A 23960-nucleotide genomic window follows, 5' to 3' on the forward strand; every position below is an offset into this window, starting at 1 on the left:
AGCAACGTTACATATTCATACAGCTTCCGTTATTCGGTAAGGATAAACCGGAGGAATGTAGTGAGAAGATAGATCAGTGGTTTTACATATTTAACAACATGAGTACTATGGAGACAATGCCATTCACACAAAAGGATAGACTTTTCCGCCGACTGTCGTCGGTGGCATCATACGCGAATCTGAGTGATGAAGATAAGATGGATTATGATGCTGATCTGAAGGCCTACCGAGATATTGTAGGTCAACTTTCATACGCCGAAGCCAAAGGAATAGAGAAAGGAATAGAGAAAGGGATAAAGACAGGTCGAGAGGAAGAGAAAACTGAGATGATTGTCAATATGATGAAAGTCGGTTTGCCGATTGATCAAATTGCAGTGATTGCCAATATGACAGTTGATAAGGTCAGGGAAATGTTTGGAAATCAAAAAATATGGTGATGTGGGGCGCAAAGCCATTCCATGAAGCGGGGATTGGAAATTCTCGGCATAGGCATTTGGAGTTATATTTCGTAGAATATGACTTTCCCTTTTACGGTCAAACCATATCGTTGATTGCGTGATGTTGGATTGTTGTGATCTTCCAGCGTAACTATTCCGGCTTCTAATGAAGGGGCTATATAATTTTTCAAGAATGTAGTTCTTGATTTGAAACCAAAACTATCAAGTAGTTCATTCATGGAGAACCAGTTTTCACCAATAACTTTGATTAACTTTATGATATTTGGGCTGATATTATAAGCAGAACCTGTCTTCTTCTTGTCTTCTTCTTGTCTCCTTCTTGTCTCCTTCTTGTCTTCTACTTGTCTTCTACTTGTGTCCTTCTTGTGTCCTTCTTGTGTCCTTCTTGTCTTTTACTATAAGATATGCAAAGTTACGAAATTTTATTCAAAATTATCCTGATTGGAATCCGATTAGATTAGGCTGATACGGCAGAATATTTGTAAGATACCGATAACCTATCCCTGTTTTTGGCATAGGTGGGGCATTATTTTTGAAATTTACAACCGGAATTATTAAAACAATACATAAAATGGCTGATATATTGGAAGAAAGATGGCGACATGAAGATGTGATTGTATGTATGAATCGTGCGGAGCACGAGCACACCATATAAAACCTCATATCTAAGTAAATACATTAACATATAGATTCAAAAGATTTTAAAGATTATATTATCAAAAAATCTTTTGAATCTTTAAAATCTATATGTTATATGTCGATACAAATAATTTGAGGGTAGGGGATTCCAATTGAACTTGCCTTGAAACATCTTTTGATTATTTATGTTGCATGTTTAAGATAAAGGATATATATTTGCAGATAATTTATTGAAACAATGAGTATAGGGATATCTGTTAATAGGGAAAAGAATGGAATATTGCTGGCTTATATAGCCGGTAGGATTCCTAATGTTCATCTTCGTAAACTATTGAAAATAGTATATCTAATAGATGAGCATTTTATGAAGGGTAGAGGTTTTCCATTAACGTGGTTTGATTACTATGCATGGGCGAAAGGTCCGGTGGCTCCGGAAGTCTATGATATAAAGAATGGAGCTTTTGGCGAATTTGTTGCGTCTCATCGTTCTTTAGACGATAAGTGTGTTGTCAATTCTGTTTGTGATGCAAATAAAGTTGCATCAGGTATAATGAGCAGTTTCAGTGAATATGAGATTACTGAAATAGATAAATTAATTTCTGACTATGGAGCTCTTACTACTGATGAATTGTCGGATTTGACTCATCAGAATGATTCTGTATGGACGAAGGTGGTTTCAGATAACGGGCTTATTTTTGATAAGGAGAATACAAGATCAAACTTAAAGATAAATTTCAAGATGCTGTTTGCTGCCGACGACAGTCGTATTGATACATACGAAGATGCCCTTTGGAACATGGAATTACAAGCTCGATTGTTGTCAAATAGAAATCCTCAAAATAAGATTCAGTTGCAGGTGATTTCTCCGAGTGAGAGAGAAAAATATGTCATATCCGGTTATTCTCCAGTCATTCCGTGATTGAGCAATACGAACATTATCCGGCATCATTTGTAATGCGAAGTAAAGATTTATCCACACTTCGTATTACTGATATATGGAGGTTTAAATCAACAAAGAGCAATAAGATCTATTATATTGAGATGGAGCATTTCAGTGATAATCTAATTGCTGTAAAGTTCTATTATAGAGGTGTTAGATTAAGTGAAAACAGATACTCTATAATGACTAATGATAATGAACCAAGGAGGATTGTCTATTCTTGTTTTGAACTTATGAGACGATATTATCTGAAAGATAATACCATTTCATTTGGCTTTGTCGCAGCTTCGGATATAGATCCAATTAAAAAAGAAAAACCGGGTAATAGGCGTTTTCGGTTTTATCGTACATTGGTAAATAATTATTTTGGTACCAAGGCGTTTGCTCATTTGCATGATGGAAATGAACGTTTATATCTATTGCTTAATAGACAGCAGATACAGAATGGGAAACTTACGGTAGAACATATTTCTGAAATTATAAATAAACTTTATGAGTGTGACTTTAATTTCTCATGGGATTGATCAGAGATGAGAATATAAACTCCATTTTTGAGGGTCACTTCAACCCTCCGGTACTCATCATTTGCAGACCATTGTATTGCATCGAAAAATAATTAATGACAAATAGAAATAACATGGAAAGATATTTACGAGCACTATTAAAATTGATTAAATATAGCGCATTTCTCGGCATAGTGGCAGCTATTACTTCATTTATAGGTCCGAACCATTCCATTCTGATAAAGTCAGGGATTGGAATCATAATCGGATGCTTGATTCTTGGCAAACGTTTGCCAAGAGCCCTCAAAGAATTGTTTGACTCAACCACCGGATTATTTGAGAGTGAAGACGACTGAATCTAATAGTTTACACTCCTCTGATTGATGATAGATGTTTCACTTTGTTTCACCTGTTTCAGTCGTTTCAGTCGAAACGGCGAAACAGGTGATATTTGAACTGGATTTCAATTGATATTTTAAGTACCATCCTTTTTGTGAATTTCATCAGTCTTTTCAATTATGATGGAACCCCATCACACATTCAAAGACTTCAAAATTCCCTAAAATTTCTGAAATTTTCCCATCTTTGAAATAAGTTTAGACAACTTCATTGTGAGACGTTTTAAATGATAATACAACATTTCTCGTTTTTAACCGTTGTATAATTAAACAACTTTTCGTAATTTTACAGTCATGATAAGAGAAATAATAGCATATAAGGATTATTATTGCGACTTCATGTCTAAATTAAATGATAAGGAGCAGATGAAAATTCGCCGAGCCTTGTTGCTATTTTCTGATACGGAAAGGATTCCTTCTCATTTTATTAAGTACATTGAAGATGATATATACGAATTTCGTGTTACGTATGGTAATAATGAGTTTCGTATTTTCTTCATTTATGATGGAGAGAAATTGGTAATATTATTTAATGCATTCAGAAAGAAGACCCAGAAGACTCCTCGGAGTGAGATAAATAAAGCAAAAAGATTAAAGAAAGAATATTATGATGAGAAAAATGCAGACATATAATGTAAGTGAGGAACTTAATCGCACATTCGGAGCTCCCGGGACGGAGAGCCGAAAAGAAGCGGAGAATCAGGCTTGGGAAGAATATAATGCCCAAATTCTTCTGGATGCTCGCAAGAGTGCAGGTCTTACTCAATCGGAACTTGCCGAGAAAATAGGAGCTGATAAAAGTTATGTGTCAAGAGTTGAGCGAGGATTAACCATACCCTCAATATCTACATTCTACCGTATGGTCTCGGCTATGGGCTTAACCGTTGAGCTTAGATGAGATTGGGATTCGGTAGCGAGTAAGCTATTGAGGGCATAGAATAATGGTATCGCGCAATCCGGAGGCTTGCATTCCCGGCGAAATGCTGATAAATTGATGGGTTGTTGGACGGTCATTTCAGAATACCGGATGAAGCTGATCCGGTTACTGACGGTTCATCGTCATTTTTGATTTTTTTGCCGAAGCCGAATGTGTAGGTCGCCGACAATTGGATAAAGGCACGGTTATTGCCATTCAGCCGGATCTCATCAGTGTCGTAATATTTACTATGCATGATGAGATGACTGTTACGCCAGTTCCATCGGGTAAAATTGAATAAGTCGCCACGTATATTCCAATGAGAGTCTGACCATCCTACCGTAATATACCAATCACTTTTACCGTATGCCCATAATCCATTCATGCATCCGTCGGCACTCCCATTATCAGAGGAATACGTGAGAGTGAAATTCCAATTCCCAATGTAATATCTTGCTCGTGCATACCAGTTGATATGAGAATGATTTACGTTGTAAGGCATACCGTTATGATTGAATAAATGTCCGATTCTGCCTGACAATACGAGTGAGCGATCAAGAAACCTTGCCGACCCATTTATGCCATACGTGCCTTGTATGAAACTCCCCATAGGTTGTTTTATGGTTCGTAGTATGCCGGTGGATGTCGCTTCATAATCATACACATACCTGTCACCGACAAACCATGCCCATGCGAATGCACTCAAATTGAAATTATTGTCGGGTACCCATGTGTAGGTAAAATCAAAATCGTAACTTTTTGCCGGTATCAGATTCGGATTGCCTGTGTAGCGCATGAGATAAGATGCCTCAATGATCTTGTCGCTTTTGAAACTCGGTGATGGCAACCATGATTCATAACTCGCAGAAAGACTGAACGAATTATGCCTATTTGGAGCATACCGTAAGGATATATTTGCTTTCGGGGTTGACGGCTTGTCGATGAAATCATTGAATTGCAATCTATCCCAGTCCCACCCGAATGATGTTGCACCATAGAAATTGCCGACAGTGATATTGTAGGCTGCCTCTAACTCTATACGTGATGATTTCGCCCGGTCGAGGGCAGTTGCAGATCCGGAGTATCTGGTACGGTTATATTCGTATGAACCCTTTGCATTCAGTAGCAGATTGCCGCCTCTTCCAAAATCGTGGGAATATTTTAATGTAGCGGCTACTTTGCTGGTATTATCCTTTGCCCCATTTAATATACGGGAATATCCGGTCTCTTCATATTCCGTGTTTTCCTGTGTATGTGAATAGCTATATGAAGGGGTAAAAGTCAGAGAATTTCGTCGGGGCAAGATGAAGAAATAATATCCTTCATACGCAAGGTATTGTGAATTAGAGCTGAATAATGATGAGTATGATGAATTGGGATAATCCTGAGGAGTGTATATTACGCATCCATCCCTTTTCAAGGTAGGTTGCCGGTCGATTCTTCCCTTAACCTGTGATGATGCCTGGATATTGTCAGAATTATAAGTCGCCCTCAGTGTGGCAAAATACCAGTCATGCTTATCCTTTGAGGATGAAGTGGTGGAATATCGTGTAAATTCCTTAACATCTCCATTATCTTGCGGCAGACGGTAAGTCTCTGTTAGTTCTGATCCGATATGACCACGATTGTAATGATAGGTAGATCCCATTATGTCGTAAGTCATCCTTTTCCGCTGCAGACGGAGGTTTGCGAGCAATTCACCCATCGGATTACTTATGAAGTTAGCATGTCCGAATGTTTTCAGATAGCCGCCGTATTCGTATTCCTGTACGATATAGTTGACAACATACTGATTTCCTTGAAGTCGAGGATCAGAGGGATTTTCATAGAATTCCACTTTCTTCACATCACTTATTCTCATGGCTTGCAGATCGCTTCCGGAGGCAGGAAGATAGTTGATGAATACAGCCACCGGTTTCCCTGCGTTAGTGGTGATATTGCCATCAGAAATCAACCCGAGTTGAGGAATTGCCATGTGGTCAAGCAGATCGGATCCGGACTGCGAGGCATTTTTCTGTCGTTGTGTCGGGATATATGTCGAACGATCTGCATAAAGACGAGCATTGTCGCCGGCTACCTTTATTTCGCCTAATGCCACCGCATGTTCGGGGAGTATAATCGTCCCTATATTAAACGTATTGCATCTGTGATAAATGGTCGTGTGTCCGAGACAGGAGAATTTGGCGACTACCTTTTGTAGGTCGCACGGGATTGAAAACCGACCGTATTCATCAGTTATGCCATACGTGACGACAGTGGAGTCCTTTGGGGCGAGAAGCATCACAGTAGCGGCAACCACGGGTTCATTGTCAGTGCCGATGGCTTTTCCCGTGTAGGTATACTTACCGTGTTGGCGGGCTTCGACATAATAGGTGTTTTTCGATTTTATGACACTTACCGGGTTCAATCCGATTGTCTGTCGGAGTGCGCTATAAGCGTTGTCGGCATTCACAGTCGCGCTTGTGGTGTAGTTCTCAAGCTCGTCATAGATGAAATTTATATCAAGCTCAGGATTATTCTCCATGATGCGTTGTATTGCGATTGGTAGGGGCGTGGACTTGAATCGGTAGGAGAATGTCTTGGCATTAGCCATGATGATTACAGTCAAGGCTAAGATGGATATGATTGTTCGAGCCATTTCGTCAGTCGATATTGATAGTTTTATCATTTATTGAAAGGTGGATTTGGTTGAAGTTGTTAAGACTTTCCACTACTTCTTCAGGCGATAAAGCCTGATTCCAGCGGAAATATAGACGCAGCGACTTTGTCGCATTTTCTGAAAATAAGATCTTATATCCGTAATAATCTGCAATCCTGTTGAGGATTATTTCAAGTGGCTCATTATTGAAGACAATTATTTCAGGATTTGACGCAGTTGGTATTTCGATGTAGGTAGAGTCGGCGTATACGGTGGCTTCATTTGCTGGATCGGTATTTTCATTTTCTGTCACCATATTGTGGTTCGGGGTATGATTTATGCTTATGCTGATCACGGCGGCAACGGCAGCAAGTGACATGATGCCTACTGCTAAGCCAACAGCAATATTGCGTGAGAATAAGTTGGAAATGCGGAATCGTTTGGTATGATGACGACGTCTGAAGGTCTCCCATTCAGCGTCCACATCGGGAGATGATTGGGATTGTAGACTCGTTTTGGTTTTATCAAGAATGCGATAAACTTCCCTCGTTTCCGGATCTTGCAATAAGGTTTCTATTTCCGAGTCGGAATAATTCTCAGGATGCTCAATTGCATCAAGCAGATGGTCTATTTTATCCATTTTGAGAAAATTTTTTGCGTAAGATATCTATTGCATGACGTAAATTCTTATAGACAGCGACTTCACTTATACCAAGAGTGTCGGCAATTTCCTTATAGCTTTTCCCGTATGTGAATCTAAGTTTTACAACTCTCCTGCAAGATTCAGACATGTCGGAATCCACCGTCGATCTGATGACGGCTATAACTTCATCATCCGGCCAATCCTCATCTGCGATTTCAGATTCAGAAAGAGCATAAAGTTCTCTTATCCTTTCTCTGGTTGAGAGGGTGCGCACATGATTAATGCATCGGTTTCTTACGGCTTTCAGCAGATATGCAATTGTGGCGGATTTCATGTCGCTATTAAGGAGAGATTCGAAGACATCGTGCACTATGTCTCTTGCCGTCTCCTTATCGCGAATAATCATCATTGCCAACCGATACATATCCGGATAATGCCTTTTGAAAAGCTGTTCTATGTCATTTTTTGTTGTCATACACAGATAAGACACTTGATTTCAGAAAAACCTAACCATGAATCTGAAATATTTTTGAATAAGAGTTGAGATTGCAATTGAAATCTGCAAATATAATCATAAATAATGGGTTGATAATAATGTTGTTATGATAAAATTGGCTTCTGAATTCAAAAGATGGATAATTTTGATGATTTTTTTGCCGGGTATGCATGTCGTAGCAAGGAATTATACGAGAGTTAAATCGGTTTTGTGCAATATGTTTGCACATTTTGTTTTTATTTTTTTCGGTTCTTTATTCAGATGTGAAAAACTTTTTCGTATATTTGCAGTTAAAAATATTTTGATATATGAAAACGGCATTTGAAGAATACAATCGGATTGTAGCCTCTATTCCTCCTGAGATTCATAAGGAAGTGGAGATGCAGATGGCGGTTTCTAATCGCATATATGACCTTATGACGAAACGAGGATTGTCAAAGGTTGAGTTTGCCAAGGCTATTGGTAAACGCCCTTGTGAAGTTACAAAATGGCTTAGTGGTCAACATAATTTCACATTGAAAACACTTGCGTTGCTTTCCTCATTTTTCGGAGTGTCATTCATTGAAACCTAACTTACACCTTTGGGTGTGGGTAATAGATAATTAATCTAAATATTATGAGACAGCTATTTACATTCCTTGCGACGGCTACGGTCACTCTCTACGGAATATGTGCCGAACCTGCGGAGCCTGTCAAATCGGAGACGAATCCGCTTGAATTGGCGCAACGTTTCTCCGGCGGGAAACTTTGGAACATGCTTTTTTCAACTACCGTTGACCCGCATTGGTTCCAGTCAGGTGAGAAGTTCTGGTATTCCTACAAGACTTCGGACGGTACAAAATGGTATATCGTGGATCCTGTGCGGCGTTCGAAGACATTGCTTTTCGATAATGACAAGATGGCTTCCGAACTGACGACTATCGTGAAAGACCCGATGAATGCGGCTGCGTTGCCTATCGCGAATCTTGAGGTGCAGCCCGACGGATACACCTTCACTTTCGACGTTAAGTCATCTCAAGACGCAAAGCCCAAGAAGGATGCCGACGGGAAAGAGAAGAAACCGGAGAACGGGGAGAAGGAGACATTCTATTTCTCATACGATTCACGCAACGGGAAGCTTACTCATCTTGAGGGGAAGGAGAAGGAGACAAAGGAACTTCATTGGGCTTCTGTATCTCCCGACGGCAAGACGGTGGTCTATGCCAAGGACTTCAATCTCTATCGGATGAGCCGTGAGGATTATGAGAAACTGAAGAAGAACGAGAATGACAGCACCATAACAGAAATACAGATAACGACAGATGGTGAGAAAGATTTCGGCTATGGTCAGGGCTACAGCTATCTCAACACTGACACACTTGCCAACGGGAAACGTAAGGGCACATACGTGCTTTTCTCTCCTGACTCACGTTATTTCGTGGCAAACGTGACTGACGAACGCCCCGTGAAGGAGCTATGGGTCATAAATTCCTTAGCATCCCCGCGTCCCACGCTGGAGACATACAAATATCAGATGCCGGGTGAGAGCGAGGCTCCAGAGGAACACCTGTATCTCTTTGACCTTTCCGATAACTCACGTAAAGAGATAAAGACTAACCGTTTCAAGAATCAGACGCTGTCTGTGGGTTATCGTCCCCGCCAGCATAAGCAGCGTTCGATGCATGACGTGCCCAATATCTGGCTCGGCGACGACAAGACGTTCTACGTGACGCGCAGCAGTCGTGACCTTCACCGCATAGATATATGCAGCTATACGATTGGTCAGGATTCCATCGTGCCAGTGATCGAGGAGCGTATGAATACGTATCAGGAGGTGCGTCCTCTCGCACTTGTAGGGGATAAGCCTGACGAAGTGATACAATGGAGCGAACGCGACGGCTGGGCGCATCTCTATCTCTACGACGGCAAGGGGAATATGAAACGCCGGCTTACAGAGGGTCCGTGGCACGTGCACAATATCCTTAACGTGGATCCCGTGTCGCGTAAGGTGTATTTCACCGCGATGGGACGCGACAAGGATGAGAATCCATATTATCAGCATCTCTATTCCGTAGGTCTTGACGGTGGCGGAGTGAGGCTTCTCGACAAAGGGGATTATTTCCATGCTCCGGTGGTGGATGATGCCGGAAAATATTTTGTGGATAATTTCTCACGTGTTGACACCGTGCCGGAGACGTGGCTCTACGACACGTCGGGCAACAAGATACTTTCATTGGAGCGTTCCGACTTCTCCCAGTTGTTTGCCAACGGATATAAGTTCCCTGAGACATTCAAGGTTAAGGCATCAGACGGCGTTACTGATCTCTATGGTGTCATGTATAAGCCGTTTGATTTTGATCCGGAGAAGAGCTATCCTATAATAGACTATGTATATCCCGGACCTCAGGTGGAGGCAACCAATTATCCGTTCACCCGCATGAGCGTGCGTACCGACCGTCTTGCTCAGGCAGGATTCGTGGTGATAACTGTGGGCAACCGTGGCGGTCATCCCAACCGTTCGAAATGGTATCACAACTATGGCTACGGCAATCTGCGTGATTACGGACTTGCCGACCAGAAGACAGCCATCGAGCAGCTTGCCGCACGTCATAAATATATCGACGTCAACAAGGTGGGTATCCACGGACATTCCGGTGGCGGCTTCATGTCGACAGCTGCGATACTCCAGTATCCTGATTTCTTCAAGGCAGCCGTGTCGGCAGCCGGCAACCACGATAACCGTATCTACAACCGCTGGTGGAGTGAGACCCACCACGGCGTGAAGGAGAAAGTGACTGAGAAGGGCGACACGACATTCGTTTATCAGATTGCCACCAATCCGGATCTTGCATCACGTCTGAAGGGGCATCTGATGCTCGTCACCGGCGACATCGACAACAATGTGCATCCGGGCAATACCATCCGTGTGGCAAATGCGTTGATCAATGCCAACAAGCGTTTCGAACTGCTTGTTCTCCCCACTCAGCGTCATTCATTCGGACACATGGATGAATATTTCTACTGGCGACTGGTGGATCATTTCCGTGATTATCTGATTGAGGGAAGGAAGCAGGAGGTAGATATCCCGCAGAGATAATTAACTGAAGTTTCGCAAGCTGCACTTCAGTGGTTTAAAGTTTAAAGTTTATAGTTTAAGGTTTAAGATTCACGAAAATCCACGAATCTTTTCATTATACAAAATTTAATGATCATAAACCATAAACCTTAAACCTTAAATAATTAATGAATGCAAACTATCCGTAATTAATCATAAAGGATAGCCAAACGGCATGAAAATTGCGTTAACATGAGGAAGACGTATTCAACACGTCAACTCATGTTTACGCAATTTTTAATTTTAAAAAAAGATAAATGAATAAGGTATTTCTTACTCTTGTCGCGCTTTTGATGACCGTAATGTCGGCAAATGCTTTTATTGATTCCTACACCATCAGTCGTGACAAACTTCCTGAAGAGGCCCGCGAGATGCTCGACGAGCATTTCCCAAAGGCAAAGGTGAGCATGATCAAGGTAGACCGTCATCTGCTGAAGAAGACGGATTATGACGTGCGTCTCACTAATGGGACTAAAATAGAGTTTACCAATAAGGGGAAATGGACTTCTGTAGACTGTGGGAAGAGGAGCCTGCCTGCTGATCTCGTGCCGAAGGCTATCAGCCGCTATGTAAGCAAGAACTATTCTGATGCGAAGATCGTGCGTATATGCAAGCGTAATGCCGGCTATGACGTGGGCATCTCCGGGAATCTTACCTTGCGTTTCAATCTGTTGGGGCAATTCAAGAAGATCCTAAATGCAGAGGAGATAGAGGAAGAGGAGGAGGCTGAGGCAGCCTCTCAGGATATGGAGACAGCCTCCGTAGAATCGATCTTATAATAGAGGCGGGCATTAAGGTCGTTAAGGTCATTAATGACAATAATGACAATAATGACAATAATGACAAATTGACAATATCGAGCTTCAATAGACGATCTTGTCGAGGATGCCGGTGAGGTAGGCGATTGTGATGCCGTAGTTGGTCATGGCTATTTTCTGGCGGCGGCAGCTCTCCACCCGGTTCAGCACGAGCCGCCTGTTGAACATGCAGCCTCCGCAGTGGATCACCAGCCGGTATGCGCTCAGGTCTTCCGGGAAATCTTTCCCGGCGACGAAATCAAGCGTCACGTTGCCATATCTCTTCTTCAGCAATGCCGGAATCTTTACGCGTCCGATATCTTCAGAGAGTGGTGCATGGGTGCAAGCCTCGGCTATCAGCACCTTGTCGCCCGCTTTCAGGCTGCCTATTGTGGCGGCACTCTCGATAAAATAGTCGATGTCACCCTTGAATGCTGCCATAAGCACCGAGAAGGATGTGAGTCGGCAGTCGTCGGGAGTCATATCTTTCACCTTGCCGAACACCTGCGAATCGGTTATTATAAGGTCGGGTGAGGATTTTAGTCGGTCGAGAGCGTCCGGCATCTCATCGGGGGTGGTGCACAAGGCATTGCATCCCTTGTCAAGAAGAGCACGAATAGTCTGCACCTGAGGGAGAATCAGTCTACCCTTAGGTGCTTCTTTGTCTTGTGGCATCACGAGGAGCACGATGTCGCCTCGCTTCACCAGTCCACGCAGCAGATCCGGTTCTCCGAAATCTGTAGGGAGAGCACGAGAGAGTGCATCAAGAAGTTCTGTCTTTCCGATAGAGTCAATGGCAGACACCCCGATATGTCCGTCAGGCACACGGCGATCGGTGTCAATCTTGTTGACTGCCTTCACTACCGGAATATTACGGGATTTAAGCCTTTCCAGCCAATCTGCCTCATAGTCGCTGTTCTCGCCTGTCAGAAGCAGGGCTATGTCGGCATCATCGAGAGTTTTTTCGGTCAGTCGGACTCTCTCTTCTCCAAGAGGGCTGTTGTCGTCAAATCCGGCAGTGTCGATGAATACCACCGGACCTATCCCCGGAATCTCCATAGCCTTGCGCACGGGGTCGGTTGTGGTGCCCGCATGGTCGGATACGAGCGACACATTCTGTGCCGCCAGCATGTTGATTACTGACGACTTGCCGCTGTTGCATGCGCCGAGCACGATTATGTGTATCCTGTTGGCAGAGGGTGTAGTGTTCATGTCATTTCTGAATTAAAGTACTACTGTTCAAATTATCCGGATGAACCGGAATCAGAACCGGAAATCACGTTTCCCTTCGGAGATATAGCGCAGGTTCTCGCTCACCACCTCTTTCACGCGGGGATTCGGTATCTTCGTGATCTCTTGGCGTATCATCCTTTCCCCCTTCTCCCTGACAGCCGGAGAGGCATAATCCTCCATATACTCTTTCAGAGTCATAAGCGCGTTAGGGGCACAGCAGTTGGCGATATTTCCGGATTTCACGAGCGACATGAAGCGGTCGCCGGTGCGTCCCTCCCGATAGCAGGCAGTGCAGAAGCTGGGGATGTGTCCGGTGTCGAGAAGCCATTCCACCACCTCATCAAGCGTGCGGCGGTCGGAGATGTCGAATTGAGCCGACTCTTCCGATTCGGCGGAATCATCGGCATATCCGCCTACGGAAGTCTTTGACCCGCCACTTAGCTGCGAGATACCGAGGTCAATCACCTTCGCTCTTACATCGGGAGATTCACGGGTGGAGACAATCAGTCCGGTGTAGGGCACTGCGAGTCGCAATACAGCCACGATACGGCAGAAAAGGTCGTCGGAAATGGCATCCGGGAAATCCTCTTTCGATATATCGTCGGCAGGGCATATCCTTGGCACGCTGATAGTGTGCGGACCTACGCCGAAGCGTGCCTCCAGATGCTCTGCGTGCATCAGCAGACCTATGAAATCATATCTGTAGGTGTTCAGACCGTAAAGCACTCCAAGCCCGACATCATCAATACCGCCGAGCATTGCGCGGTCCATTGCCTCAGTGTGCCAAGCGTAGTCGCTTTTCGGACCCGTAGGATGTAGCCGTTCATAATTCTCCTTGTGATAAGTCTCCTGAAAGAGTATGTAGGTGCCGATTTTTGCATCATGCAGCCGTCGGTAGTTCTCTACAGTCGTGGCGGCGATATTCACGTTGACGCGGCGAATCTCACCGTTGCGGTGCTTGGTGGAATATATAGTCTTGATAGATTCAAGGATGTATTCAAGCGGATTGTTGCGCGGATCCTCACCGGCTTCGAGGGCAATACGCTTGTGCCCCATGTCCTGAAGAGCCACCACCTCGTCATGAATCTCCTTTTGCGTCAGCTTGCGTCGGGGGATAGTCTTGTTTTTCAGATGATAGGGGCAATATACGCATCCGTTGACGCAATAGTTGGAGAGATATAGCGGAGCAAACATCACTATGCGGTTGCCATAGAAACGCTGCTTGATTTCGCGAGCTGTGTCGAAAATGCGTTGCGTCAGCTCCGGGTCGTCACATTCCAGAAGCGTGGCAGCCTCACGATGGGATAGACCCTTGCAGTCCTTGCTCCTTTCGATCAGCGATTCCACATACTCCCTGTCGGCGGCTTTCTCACGCGCCTCAGCGATTGACTCTAAAATTTCGTTATGGTCAATAAAGTCAGTGGCAATATTTGATTTTATGTCATACATAAGAAAAATCTCCTTTTTCAGTTGTTATTTCCAGCCCGATTCTCTTTATCTCATCGGCGAGGATCGCAAGACCCTCTGCGGATTCGGCACCGGAAAATGCTTTGTTGTCGTATATGGCGTATTCTTTTCTGCAAGAGAGAGGGGATAGGTTTGGCATCACCACGTTGGCACCTGCCATAAGACCCTTGTTGCGCCCGTCAGGGTCGATTGATGCAAGGGCGGTGGTGGCGGGGATATTTGCGTGAGGGAACATTATCCGCAATATTGAGATGAGCCGTAATGTCATCTCCACGCTGCCATGAGCAAAACTGGCAAACGGGGTGTCTTTATGAGGTATGAACGGACCGATTCCGATCATTTCCGGCTGAAGGGAGTGCATGAAAGCGAGGTCGTCGGCAATGTTTCCAAGCGATTGGAAAGGTGACCCCACCATTATGCCTGTGCCGGTCTGATAGCCCAACCGTTTGAGTGTTCGGAGACAGCGGATACGGTTATCGCGACTCATCTCCGTAGGGTGAAGACGTGAGTAATGAAGAGGGTCATACGTCTCATGCCGCAACAGGTATCTTGATGCACCCGCCTCCTTGAAATCGCGCAGAGCATCGTCATCCCATTCTCCGAGAGAGAGGGTGATTGCCGCATCGGGAAATTCCGAATGTATGGCAGCGACAAGCGTGGCCATGCGGGTTCGGGTGAAAGCCGGATTCTCGCCACCTTGAAGCACGAATGTGCGGAATCCGACATCATGACCCTCCCGGCAGGTAGCCAGAATAGTCTCGTCGGAAAGTGAGTATCTACGTATATCGGTATTCCCTTTTCTCAGTCCGCAATAAAGGCAATTGTTGCGGCATACGTTGGTGATTTCGATTAGACCTCTCACCCTTACCTCCCTTCCGAATATATTATCCGTGATTTTGCGGGCGACGCTACGCAGGTTTTCCGCCGCGTCATCGGATAGGGAATGTGAGAGAAGCACGGCATATTCCGCGTGGGATAGATGCCGTGCCTCTTCAAGACTTGTTATGATGCGGGATTCTTCCGTGGTCATCATCTGGTCAGTAATGCAGGTCTTCCTTCGCCAGACCTTTGGTGAATCTCACTTTCCCTTCACGGTTTGTGGTGGATGAACCCGGACCAGTGATACATCCGTTCTCGCATGCCATCACCTCTATGAATTTTCCGGGAGCCTTACCCGTCTTTGCGTAAGCGGCGAGGAGCGCGAGATTCTTCTTATTGATGTTTGTGACCTTTATCGGGTTGATCTCATTCAAGCGATCGGTATCAAGTTTCAGATAAGAGACGACAGCTCCCGCCACGCCTCCGGCTTCGGCAAACCCATGAGCCTCCTTTACGGCAGTGAATTCCATTTCGTATGGTTTCACCTGAGCGAAGTCAATCTCATACCCTTCGAATATTGATGCAATCTCTTCAAAGGTCATTACGTAGTCGACGTGGTCATCCCGTCGAGCCTCACTGCGTTTTGCGACGCAGGGACCGACAAATACGATTTTAGCATCCGGATGCTTCTCCTTTGCGATTCGTGCGGCATAATACATCGGAGATCCTGTAGAGGATACGTAAGGCTTCATGGCAGGGATATGCTTGTTGACCAACTCGATGTATGACGGACAGCATGATGTGGTCATGAACGCCTGTCCTTCGTCGAGCTTCTCCAGAAGTTCGTGACCCTCGGTTGACACGGTGGTCATTGCTCCCTGTGCCACTTCGATTACGTCATTGAATCCGATCTGGAGGAATGCTCCATACACCTGCTCTTTTGTGGCGTCAAACTGACTGAGCACCGCGGGGGCTACTATAGCCACCACTTTCTCATTATTCCTTATGGCTTTCAGCACATCGAAAGCCTGTGAGATCTCGAATATCGCACCGAAGGGGCAAGCGTTGAGGCATTTTCCGCAGAATATACATTTCGACTCGTCGATATGCTCGATGCCGTATTCATCTTTGGATATGGCTTTAACGGGACATGCCTCTTCGCAAGGCACGGGGATATAGACGATTGCATGATAAGGGCAGCTGTCGTGGCATATACCGCAGCTGATGCATTTGTCGTGGTCAATTGTAGCCTTGCCGGTCTCCGCGTCAGTGCGTATTGCGTTTTTGGGGCAATTGTGCATGCAGCTTCGTGCCACGCAACCACGGCAAAGGCTTGTCACTTCATAATTGGTCTGTACGCAGGAAGAGCACGCCTCATCAATCACGCACATTATGTTGTCTTTCGGTTTCGACTGATCGTTGCGTCCGAGAGCCATCTTGACATAAGATGACAGAGGCGTGAGTTCATCAGTCTCATCGCTCATGTCGAGACCGAGAAGCGGAAGGGTCTTGTAACGCCACACGGCGCGTTCCTTATGGATGCAGCATCTTCCCGGATGTTTCGACCTTTTAGGAGTCAACTTGATAGGTAGTCTGTCGATGTTTTCTATTAATGAATTGTCGCGCCAAAGCTGAACCAGCTCCTTAAGGAGACGTTGGCGCACAATCATAATATTGTTCTTGATTGCCATATTCAGTTGAAATGATTATGTTAGATTAGCGACTGCAAAGTTACATAAAAATAATGAATGTTAAAAAACGTTTTTGCACGACCGTGATATTTTGTCAATATTGAAGTTTAGACAACTTCAATTGAAAAGACTGATGGAATTCACAAAAAGTATGGTATTTTAACCTTTAGGAATAAGTTTAGACAACTTCATTATATTGCATGTAAGTGAATATAATCAATCGGAAGAAACATTTATTTTGGTTACAATTGGAAATGTTACGAATTGAAAAGAGTATGATACGTGGTGATAAGTGATGGATTAGGTGTATTTGCGCTAAAATGGTTAACTTTGTGGATGGTTACTTATGGGGAATGGCTCATATTTGAATCAATCCTATAAATAAGGTAGAATCGAGATTTTCTGATAACGTAATCTTCATAGAATTTTATCTTCATGGAATTTAATCTTTATAGAATTTAACCTACATAGAAATTGACCCACATGAAAAAAACTTTGATTTCATTGTTGTTGGCTGGTATGCCGCTTGGCTTTGTGTCGGCGCAGTCACGTCTTTATGACAACGAATTTGACCTTGGGGATGTGCAACTCCTCGACAGTCCTTTCAAGCGTGCGTTGGATCTGAATACTGAAGTGCTCCTTCAATATGACGTCGACCGTCTGCTTGCTCCATATCTGAAGGCTGCAGGTCTGGAGCCGAAAGGGGAGAGTTTCCCCAACTGGGATGGTCTCGACGGTCATGTCGGCGGACATTACCTTTCGGCTCTGGCGATACATTATGCCGCTACCGGTAACGAGGAGATAAAGAACCGTATGGATTATATGCTCGGCGAACTGGCGAAGTGTGCTGTGGCACGCGGCGACGGTTATGTCGGTGGGGTTCCCGGCGGAGAAGTGCTCTGGGAGGAGATCCGTAAGGGCAACGTCGGCAAGATATGGGAATGGTGGGTGCCTTGGTATAACGTCCATAAGATGTATGCCGGACTTCGCGACGCCTGGGTCTACACCGGCTCAAAGGTGGGACGGAATCTCTTCCTCTCGATGTGCGACTGGGGGCTCGACATTATCGCTGCGTTGCCTCCCAATAAGATGGAGGAGATGCTTAATAATGAGTTCGGAGGCATGAACGAGGTGTTTGCCGATGCATACGCCATGACAGGCGACAAGAAGTATCTCGATGCGGCGCGTAAGTTCACTCATCATCAGCTTTACGATGGTATGCTTGCCGGAGTGGATAATCTCGACAACCGTCATGCCAATACGCAGGTGCCGAAAGTCGTTGGATTCCAGCGTGTGGCTGAACTGGCAGATGACGGGGATTATGAGAAGGCATCGGAATTTTTCTGGGACCGAGTGGTCAACCATCGTTCATTGTCGATAGGTGGTAACAGCCGTCGCGAACATTTCGCATCGGCATCTGACGCGAAAAGCTATGTCGATGACCGTGAGGGACCGGAAAGCTGCAATACCAATAATATGCTCAAACTGACAGAGGGGTTATTCCGTATGTCGCCTGAGGCAAAGTATGCCGATTTCTACGAGCGTGCATTGTTCAACCATATCCTCTCGACTGTTCATCCTGAGCATGGCGGCTACGTCTACTTCACCTCGGCACGTCCCGGACATTACCGTGTCTATTCGAAGCCTAACGCTGCAATGTGGTGCTGCGTCGGCACCGGTATGGAGAATCCCGGAAAGTATGGGCAGTTCATATATACCCATAATAACGACTCACTTTGGGTGAATCTTTTCATGCCTTCGGAACTCAACTGGAGGGAGAAAGGTGTGAAGCTGACGCAGTCCACCGATTTCCCGGTGTCGGGCAATTCTACTTTTACGGTTAGCACGGATAGTACGCAACGCTTCTCGCTGCAGCTCCGTCATCCGGGATGGTGCGAGAAGATGACGGTAAAGGTCAACGGTAAGCCGATCAAAACTAAATCCATGCCATCATCCTATATAAGTATAGATAGGGAGTGGGCTGACAACGACCGCATAGATATAGAGATGCCGATGAAGGTCACAATTGAGGAATTGAATCATCTTCCCAGCTATGTGAGCATCCTTCGTGGTCCTATCGTGATGGGTGCGCGTCTTGATACAGATGCACCGCTTACGGGACTCATAGCAGATGATCATCGTTGGGCGCATATCGCGCATGGTCCGCTTGTGTCGGTGTTCGACACTCCGTTGCTGATAGGGAAGCGTTCTGAGATTCTGAAGAAGCTCAACGGCATGAAACCGGTAAGCGGCGAGAATCTGAAATTTTCGGTGCCCGGGCTGTTTGACGGGAAATATTCGAATCTCACGCTCGAGCCATTCTATAATATCCATGATTCACGCTACATGATGTATTGGCTTTCGATGACCGATAAGGAGTATGCCAATTATAAGGATAAGGCACGCCGCGATGAGGAGAACCGTCTTGCGCTCGACCGTATAACGGTAGATGCAGTCAACACCGGCGAACAGCAGCCTGAGGCGGATCATTTCATGGAGAACAAATCATCTACATCCGGTAATTTCAACGGGGAGCCTTGGCGCGATGCCTCCAACGGCGGATCCTTCTCATATAAGATGAAGACGGATGGACTTTCCGACCTTATGCTGCGCCTGAGATATTGGGGTAACGAGACGGGCAACCGTAAATTCGGCATCTATGTCGACGATACACTCATTGCATCAGAGAATACGTCCGGCAAATGGCAGAAGGATGAATTTGTGGAGGAGGAATATTCGATTCCGGCAGGACTGCTGAATGGGAAAGAGAGCGTGCGGGTGAAATTTGTCAGCGATGCCGGGGCGACAGCCGGCGGCATCTTCCACGTCAGACTGATAAAGAAACGCTGAGACAACGCTGAGACGCGATCAGAGTCATTGATGTCATTATTGTCAATATTGTCAATTTGTCAATAATGTCAATAATGACATCAATGACGATAAAGACGATGATGACGATAATGAATCAGGGGCTATAATGCCTGAAAAGAGGGGCGGGAGTCTTTCAAATTTGTAACATTTGCTTTCGTATTTGTAATATTGGCGGTTTATATGAGGTATTTCTTGCTAACAAAAAGAGAATAATTATTAAATTTGCAGAGATAAAAAACCGAACCATGAAATTAATTCAAATTTTATTTCTGATAATTTCTACATTTATTTTTGCCGCCGATGCGATAAGTTCGGATTCCGTTCCGGAGCGCCGCACAGGATGGCTTTATTCCTCTCCCGGTTCTGTAGCAAGCGACTACACCTCATTCAGTAGAGATAAGGATGGATTTCTCTGGATAGGCACAGACAGTGGGTTGTTGCGTTTTGACGGCAACAACTACGACATATATACCCCTGATCCAACATCGGAAAATTCAATCAGCGATAACCGTATCCTTGATCTCTTGAGTGATTCATCGGGAAGATTATGGGTGGCGACTGCCAACGGACTTAATCTCTATGATCATTACACCGACTCATTCCGGCTTATCAAACTTCCATCGTTAGATTTCAATGGCTACATCATCTCAATGGCAGAACAGGCTGACGGCACTGTGTCATTCATAGTCTCCGGAGTGGGCATATTCGTGATTGGAGATGAGGATGGGGAGCCGAAAGCGATCAGATACATGCATAATATGCCGGAGGAGAAAAACTACAATTATCTGTGCGCCTCTCCCGACGGACGCATGTATGCCGGGTCGCATAAGGGAGTGCTGTCGGTGATTTCAAAGAACGGATCAGTAAAAACGGTTCAGATCTCGTCAGGCTATATTAATTCCATGGCTGTGGAGAGGGATGGGAATATCCTCGTGAGCGATGTTTGCCAAGTTTATAGATATAATGTGAACTCCAATGAGGTGTCATGTCTGGATTCAGACTCGAGGATCAACATCAAGAGCCTGTCGCCTGGTAGCGATGGTGTGGTGTATGCTGCTACTTGGGGACGGGGTATATGGCGTGTATCTCCCGGCAGTTCCCGCGTTGAACAATGTGACGACATCTATTCCCCTTTCCTTAATATAGGGGATTTGTCGGTCGGGGCAGTCTATTCCTCCAAAGAGGGTAATCTATGGCTTGGCTGCAATTATTTCGGCATAGTCATGGTTCCTGCCCGTAAGCAGCCCTTCTTTTACAGGCGTATTTCAGATAGCTTCCCCAACTACAAGGGTGGTATCAACGCCATGTCGGTATGGAATGGGAATGTGGTGGTCAGCATCGATAAAGGTCGAATTGTCATGTTCTCCCCAGGGGGCAAGGTGTTGATGCAGACAAAGATGCCCGATATGCACACCGCCAGTTTCCTGCTTCCCGATGGCGATGGCAAGATGCTTGTGGGTGTTGCCGATGATGGTATATGGGAGTTGTCTCTGCCGTCGGGCAATCTGCGGAAATTGATAGATATTCCGGGAAATTATCCCAAGATAGTCATAGAGCACGGACGTGCCGGGGAGTTGTTTATTGCAGCCCATGGTATAGGCGTGATGCGTTACGACAGAAATACAGGCCACACCACCTGGCTTGAGTGCGATTCGCAGGGGGAGAAGCTTCTTAACTATTATATCAACACCTTCCACCGTACCCCCGACAACAAGATATGGATTGGGTTATACAGCGGATTGTCATGCTACGATCTTGAGGCAGATTCCCTGATAAAGGTAGATCAGTTGCCTTTCATGTCGGGAGTGTCGTCAGCTATCACCACCGGGGAGAATGGGTCTGTGTATGTAGCCACGAGTCAAGGACTCATTCATTATCATCCGACAAAAGGATTCCTTCGGAAATATTCTCATCATGATGGATTGATAGAGAATGAGATACGCAGCATGTCGGAGGATGCCAACGGGGTGAAATGGTTTGGGTCGATGCGTGGTATATCCTACAAGAAGGCGGATACCGACACAATCATCTCTTTCCGTGGAGGGAGGGGTATGATGGAGACCACTTTCGGACACATGGTGTATTCCCCTGATAACAACATCATGTATCTCGGCAGCAATCTCGGCATCACCACCTTCACACCCGGAGGCGAGCTTTATGATTTCGACATACCGGGGATAAGGGTATCGGCTATCTATCTTAATGGAAATAAGCTTACCGGTGCTTCCAAGATAGGGGATAAGAATGTGATAGAGGGCAATCCGGTGATGCCGGAGGTATTGAGCCTTCCATATAGCAACAATTCCATGATGTTTCAGCTTTCTACCAAGGACTTCCGCGACGGTTCAAACATCTCGTATCGCTGGCGTCTGCTCGGTCAGTCGAAGGAATGGAGCAGCACGCGACCCGGAGAGAGTGTCATCTATTTGCCTTATCTTGATCCCGGAGAATACACGCTTGAGATGCAGGGGGTGGAGAACGACACCATGTCGGAACCTATATCCATAAAGGTCAGAATCTCCTCCCCGTGGTATCTGTCGACCACCGCTAAGATCCTGTATCTCATGATCGCAGTGGTATTTGTGGTGCTGATACTGATGATATTGAAGCATAAGCGTGAGGAGCAGGAGAATGATGCCAAGATACGTTTCTTCATGGACGTGTCGCACGACATACGCTCACCGATTACGCTGATACTCAGTCCACTTGAATCTCTGATGACTAAGCCTTTTGATGATGATGTCAAAGGTAAGCTCCATACTATGCACCGTAATGCCAACCGCATATTGAGTCTTGTCAACCAGTTGCTTGACATCCGGAAACTGGAGAAAGGGAAGATGCATCTCTCTTGCCGTCTTACCGATGTGGACAACTTCGTCAAGGAGCTTGTCGAGATGTTTAAACCGCAGGCGGCGGAGAAGAATATAGACATGACATATATGGAGCATGGCGACGTACCACAGATGTGGATTGACCGCGACAAACTTGACAAGGTGCTTGTTAATCTTATCTCCAATGCCATAAAATATACGCCCTCGGGGGGATCCATCTCTGTGGATGTCAATATGGTGGTGGATGAGGTGATAGGGGAGTCAATTGAGATCAGTGTCACTGACACCGGCATCGGACTCGACACTAAGACAGCAGCCCGCATATTTGAGCGTTTCTATCAGGGTAGAGAGGAGGGTAAGTCCTCTCATGGGGGATTCGGGATCGGTCTTGACCTGTGCCGACGTCTTGTAGAGCTGCATCATGGAGTCATATCCGGAAAGAACCGCGAGGATGGCTGCAAGGGGAGCGTCTTCTCCGTGCGTCTGCCTATTGACGAGACGTGCTACGGTGATGACGATTTCATAATAGAGGATGACGAGGAATCTGCTGATATCAAGGATAAGGACTGGTCGTTTATCTCGCGCCATATCCTCCCGATGTCAGATAAGGTGCCAGACAACCAGCAGAAACCTAAGAATATATCCATCATGCGCAATATAATGGTGGTGGATGATGATCAGGAACTTCGCGATTATCTTTGCAGGTATCTCGGCGACAGGTATCTCGTGACCGGTGTGGCGGATGGAGAGTTGGCATTACAGGAGATTATAGATAATCCTCCGGAATTGATCATCAGTGATGTGGCTATGCCCGGCATGGATGGGTTGACGTTATTGCGTAGATTGAAAAGCAATTCCGAGACTCATCATATCCCCGTGATACTCCTTAGCACCAAGAACGACGTAGCTGACCGTATGGCAGGTTGGGATCGGGGTGCCGACGGCTATCTCGGCAAACCTTTCAATCTGGAGGAGTTGGAGATGATGATTGACAATCTGATTGACAATCGTCTGAGAATGAAAGGCAAGTTCTCCGGCATTCAGGATAAGGTAGGTAATGACGACATTCCGGAGATGAAGAATGGTGATGACCAGATTCTGGAGAGAATAATGAAGGTTGTCAACACCTATATCGATAATCCGAAGCTTAACGTTGAACTTCTTTCTCAGGAGGTTGGGATCAGTCGCGCTCATCTCCACCGCAAGATGAAAGACCTCATAGGGATGACCCCGAGCGATTTTATCCGCACGTTGCGTCTGAGGCGTGCCTGTGAGGTACTTCAGAAGGGAGAGGCAGGTGTTACGCAGCTTGCCTACACCTTGGGCTTCACCTCTCCCTCTCATTTCTCCACGGCATTCAAGAATTATACGGGCTATACGCCAACAGAGTATAAGATGAAGTCGGCAAAGGGAGAGATACCGCAGCCGGAGGATATGGGAAGTATGCCCATAGGGAAATTGGGAGGAGCCAACTGAGGCGGAGAATCGCGCACAGAGAATAAATAGTTAACCCTTCCCGGCTTCCT

19 protein-coding genes are annotated in these 23960 nt (G+C 45.5%); 11 read left to right on the forward strand and 8 right to left on the reverse strand.

The features are described 5' to 3' along the window. A partial coding sequence (locus tag E5331_RS10895) for a PD-(D/E)XK nuclease family transposase (RefSeq protein WP_275441177.1) occupies positions 1-437 on the forward strand: 437 nt, incomplete at its 5' end. Between the two features lie 62 nt (positions 438-499). Here E5331_RS10895 and E5331_RS20975 read toward each other — a convergent pair. Then, positions 500-730 (reverse strand): Fic family protein, encoded by a 231-nt coding sequence (locus E5331_RS20975; protein ID WP_420813779.1) that lies wholly within the window; start codon positions 728-730, stop codon positions 500-502. A gap of 605 nt (positions 731-1335) precedes the next feature. Between E5331_RS20975 and E5331_RS10900 the strand changes: the two genes are divergently transcribed. From E5331_RS10900 to E5331_RS10920, 5 genes are all read left to right on the forward strand, one after another. Next, positions 1336-2016, forward strand: coding sequence for a Panacea domain-containing protein (locus E5331_RS10900; protein WP_135984828.1), 681 nt, complete (start codon positions 1336-1338; stop codon positions 2014-2016). A gap of 203 nt (positions 2017-2219) precedes the next feature. Then, complete coding sequence (locus tag E5331_RS10905; protein ID WP_135984830.1) at positions 2220-2561, forward strand: hypothetical protein; 342 nt, start codon at positions 2220-2222, stop codon at positions 2559-2561. Between the two features lie 113 nt (positions 2562-2674). After that, on the forward strand, positions 2675-2896 hold the full coding sequence (locus E5331_RS10910) for a hypothetical protein (RefSeq protein WP_135984832.1): 222 nt from the start codon (positions 2675-2677) through the stop codon (positions 2894-2896). 336 nt (positions 2897-3232) lie between these two features. Next, a complete protein-coding gene (locus tag E5331_RS10915) occupies positions 3233-3571 on the forward strand; it encodes a type II toxin-antitoxin system RelE/ParE family toxin (RefSeq protein WP_123481167.1) in 339 nt (112 codons plus the stop codon). Next, on the forward strand, positions 3558-3836 hold the full coding sequence (locus E5331_RS10920) for a helix-turn-helix domain-containing protein (protein WP_275441178.1): 279 nt from the start codon (positions 3558-3560) through the stop codon (positions 3834-3836). Before E5331_RS10915 ends, E5331_RS10920 begins: the two co-directional genes overlap by 14 nt. 112 nt (positions 3837-3948) lie before the next feature. Here the strand turns inward: E5331_RS10920 and E5331_RS10925 are convergent, their stop codons facing one another. From E5331_RS10925 to E5331_RS10935, 3 genes are read right to left on the reverse strand one after another with little or no spacing between them, the layout of a single operon-like run. Beyond that, positions 3949-6522 carry a TonB-dependent receptor gene (locus E5331_RS10925; RefSeq protein ID WP_135984834.1) on the reverse strand — a complete coding sequence of 858 codons (2574 nt, stop codon included), beginning with the start codon at positions 6520-6522 and terminating at the stop codon, positions 3949-3951. Beyond that, positions 6497-7132, reverse strand: coding sequence for a FecR domain-containing protein (locus E5331_RS10930; RefSeq protein ID WP_123481164.1), 636 nt, complete (start codon positions 7130-7132; stop codon positions 6497-6499). Before E5331_RS10930 ends, E5331_RS10925 begins: the two co-directional genes overlap by 26 nt. After that, on the reverse strand, positions 7125-7610 hold the full coding sequence (locus E5331_RS10935) for a sigma-70 family RNA polymerase sigma factor (protein ID WP_123481163.1): 486 nt from the start codon (positions 7608-7610) through the stop codon (positions 7125-7127). Before E5331_RS10935 ends, E5331_RS10930 begins: the two co-directional genes overlap by 8 nt. Positions 7611-7939: 329 nt before the next feature. On the opposite strand from E5331_RS10935, the gene E5331_RS10940 reads away from it, so the two are divergent. From E5331_RS10940 to E5331_RS10950, 3 genes are all read left to right on the forward strand, one after another. Continuing rightward, positions 7940-8203 (forward strand): helix-turn-helix transcriptional regulator, encoded by a 264-nt coding sequence (locus E5331_RS10940; protein ID WP_123481161.1) that lies wholly within the window; start codon positions 7940-7942, stop codon positions 8201-8203. Positions 8204-8247: 44 nt separating this feature from the next. Next, a complete protein-coding gene (locus tag E5331_RS10945) occupies positions 8248-10707 on the forward strand; it encodes a S9 family peptidase (protein ID WP_135984836.1) in 2460 nt (819 codons plus the stop codon). Positions 10708-10982: 275 nt separating this feature from the next. After that, on the forward strand, positions 10983-11504 hold the full coding sequence (locus tag E5331_RS10950; RefSeq protein ID WP_123481159.1) for a PepSY-like domain-containing protein: 522 nt from the start codon (positions 10983-10985) through the stop codon (positions 11502-11504). A gap of 84 nt (positions 11505-11588) precedes the next feature. On the opposite strand, the gene hydF is transcribed toward E5331_RS10950, so the two are convergent. From hydF to E5331_RS10970, 4 genes are read right to left on the reverse strand one after another with little or no spacing between them, the layout of a single operon-like run. Then, the gene (gene hydF, locus E5331_RS10955) at positions 11589-12734 is read right to left on the reverse strand and encodes a [FeFe] hydrogenase H-cluster maturation GTPase HydF (RefSeq protein ID WP_135984838.1); all 1146 of its coding nucleotides are present in this window, start codon (positions 12732-12734) and stop codon (positions 11589-11591) included. Positions 12735-12785: 51 nt separating this feature from the next. Beyond that, on the reverse strand, positions 12786-14204 hold the full coding sequence (gene hydG / locus E5331_RS10960) for a [FeFe] hydrogenase H-cluster radical SAM maturase HydG (protein ID WP_123481157.1): 1419 nt from the start codon (positions 14202-14204) through the stop codon (positions 12786-12788). Then, positions 14197-15255, reverse strand: a complete 1059-nt coding sequence (gene hydE, locus E5331_RS10965; protein ID WP_275441179.1) for a [FeFe] hydrogenase H-cluster radical SAM maturase HydE — start codon at positions 15253-15255, stop codon at positions 14197-14199. The genes hydG and hydE overlap by 8 nt, the downstream gene beginning before the upstream one ends. 4 nt (positions 15256-15259) lie before the next feature. Next, positions 15260-16732, reverse strand: coding sequence for a monomeric [FeFe] hydrogenase (locus E5331_RS10970; RefSeq protein WP_123481156.1), 1473 nt, complete (start codon positions 16730-16732; stop codon positions 15260-15262). A 483-nt stretch (positions 16733-17215) separates the two neighbouring features. Here E5331_RS10970 and E5331_RS10975 point away from each other — a divergent pair, with 483 nt between their 5' ends. Beyond that, positions 17216-19582, forward strand: a complete 2367-nt coding sequence (locus E5331_RS10975) for a glycoside hydrolase family 127 protein (protein WP_135984840.1) — start codon at positions 17216-17218, stop codon at positions 19580-19582. A 266-nt stretch (positions 19583-19848) separates the two neighbouring features. Then, on the forward strand, positions 19849-23910 hold the full coding sequence (locus tag E5331_RS10980; protein ID WP_135984842.1) for a hybrid sensor histidine kinase/response regulator transcription factor: 4062 nt from the start codon (positions 19849-19851) through the stop codon (positions 23908-23910). Positions 23911-23960 lie beyond the last annotated feature (50 nt).

The organism is Lepagella muris, assembly GCF_004793975.1.
GTDB classification, from domain to species: Bacteria; Bacteroidota; Bacteroidia; order Bacteroidales; family Muribaculaceae; genus Lepagella; species Lepagella muris.

Coding starts and splice junctions, on each gene's coding strand:
- E5331_RS10900 (WP_135984828.1), top strand. CDS start 1,336: ATGAGTATAGGGATATCTGTTAATAGGGAAAAGAATGGAATATTGCTG.
- E5331_RS10905 (WP_135984830.1), top strand. CDS start 2,220: ATGACTAATGATAATGAACCAAGGAGGATTGTCTATTCTTGTTTTGAA.
- E5331_RS10910 (WP_135984832.1), top strand. CDS start 2,675: ATGGAAAGATATTTACGAGCACTATTAAAATTGATTAAATATAGCGCA.
- E5331_RS10915 (WP_123481167.1), top strand. CDS start 3,233: ATGATAAGAGAAATAATAGCATATAAGGATTATTATTGCGACTTCATG.
- E5331_RS10920 (WP_275441178.1), top strand. CDS start 3,558: ATGCAGACATATAATGTAAGTGAGGAACTTAATCGCACATTCGGAGCT.
- E5331_RS10925 (WP_135984834.1), bottom strand. CDS start 6,522: ATGATAAAACTATCAATATCGACTGACGAAATGGCTCGAACAATCATA.
- E5331_RS10930 (WP_123481164.1), bottom strand. CDS start 7,132: ATGGATAAAATAGACCATCTGCTTGATGCAATTGAGCATCCTGAGAAT.
- E5331_RS10935 (WP_123481163.1), bottom strand. CDS start 7,610: ATGACAACAAAAAATGACATAGAACAGCTTTTCAAAAGGCATTATCCG.
- E5331_RS10940 (WP_123481161.1), top strand. CDS start 7,940: ATGAAAACGGCATTTGAAGAATACAATCGGATTGTAGCCTCTATTCCT.
- E5331_RS10945 (WP_135984836.1), top strand. CDS start 8,248: ATGAGACAGCTATTTACATTCCTTGCGACGGCTACGGTCACTCTCTAC.
- E5331_RS10950 (WP_123481159.1), top strand. CDS start 10,983: ATGAATAAGGTATTTCTTACTCTTGTCGCGCTTTTGATGACCGTAATG.
- hydF (WP_135984838.1), bottom strand. CDS start 12,734: ATGAACACTACACCCTCTGCCAACAGGATACACATAATCGTGCTCGGC.
- hydG (WP_123481157.1), bottom strand. CDS start 14,204: ATGTATGACATAAAATCAAATATTGCCACTGACTTTATTGACCATAAC.
- hydE (WP_275441179.1), bottom strand. CDS start 15,255: ATGATGACCACGGAAGAATCCCGCATCATAACAAGTCTTGAAGAGGCA.
- E5331_RS10970 (WP_123481156.1), bottom strand. CDS start 16,732: ATGGCAATCAAGAACAATATTATGATTGTGCGCCAACGTCTCCTTAAG.
- E5331_RS10975 (WP_135984840.1), top strand. CDS start 17,216: ATGAAAAAAACTTTGATTTCATTGTTGTTGGCTGGTATGCCGCTTGGC.
- E5331_RS10980 (WP_135984842.1), top strand. CDS start 19,849: ATGAAATTAATTCAAATTTTATTTCTGATAATTTCTACATTTATTTTT.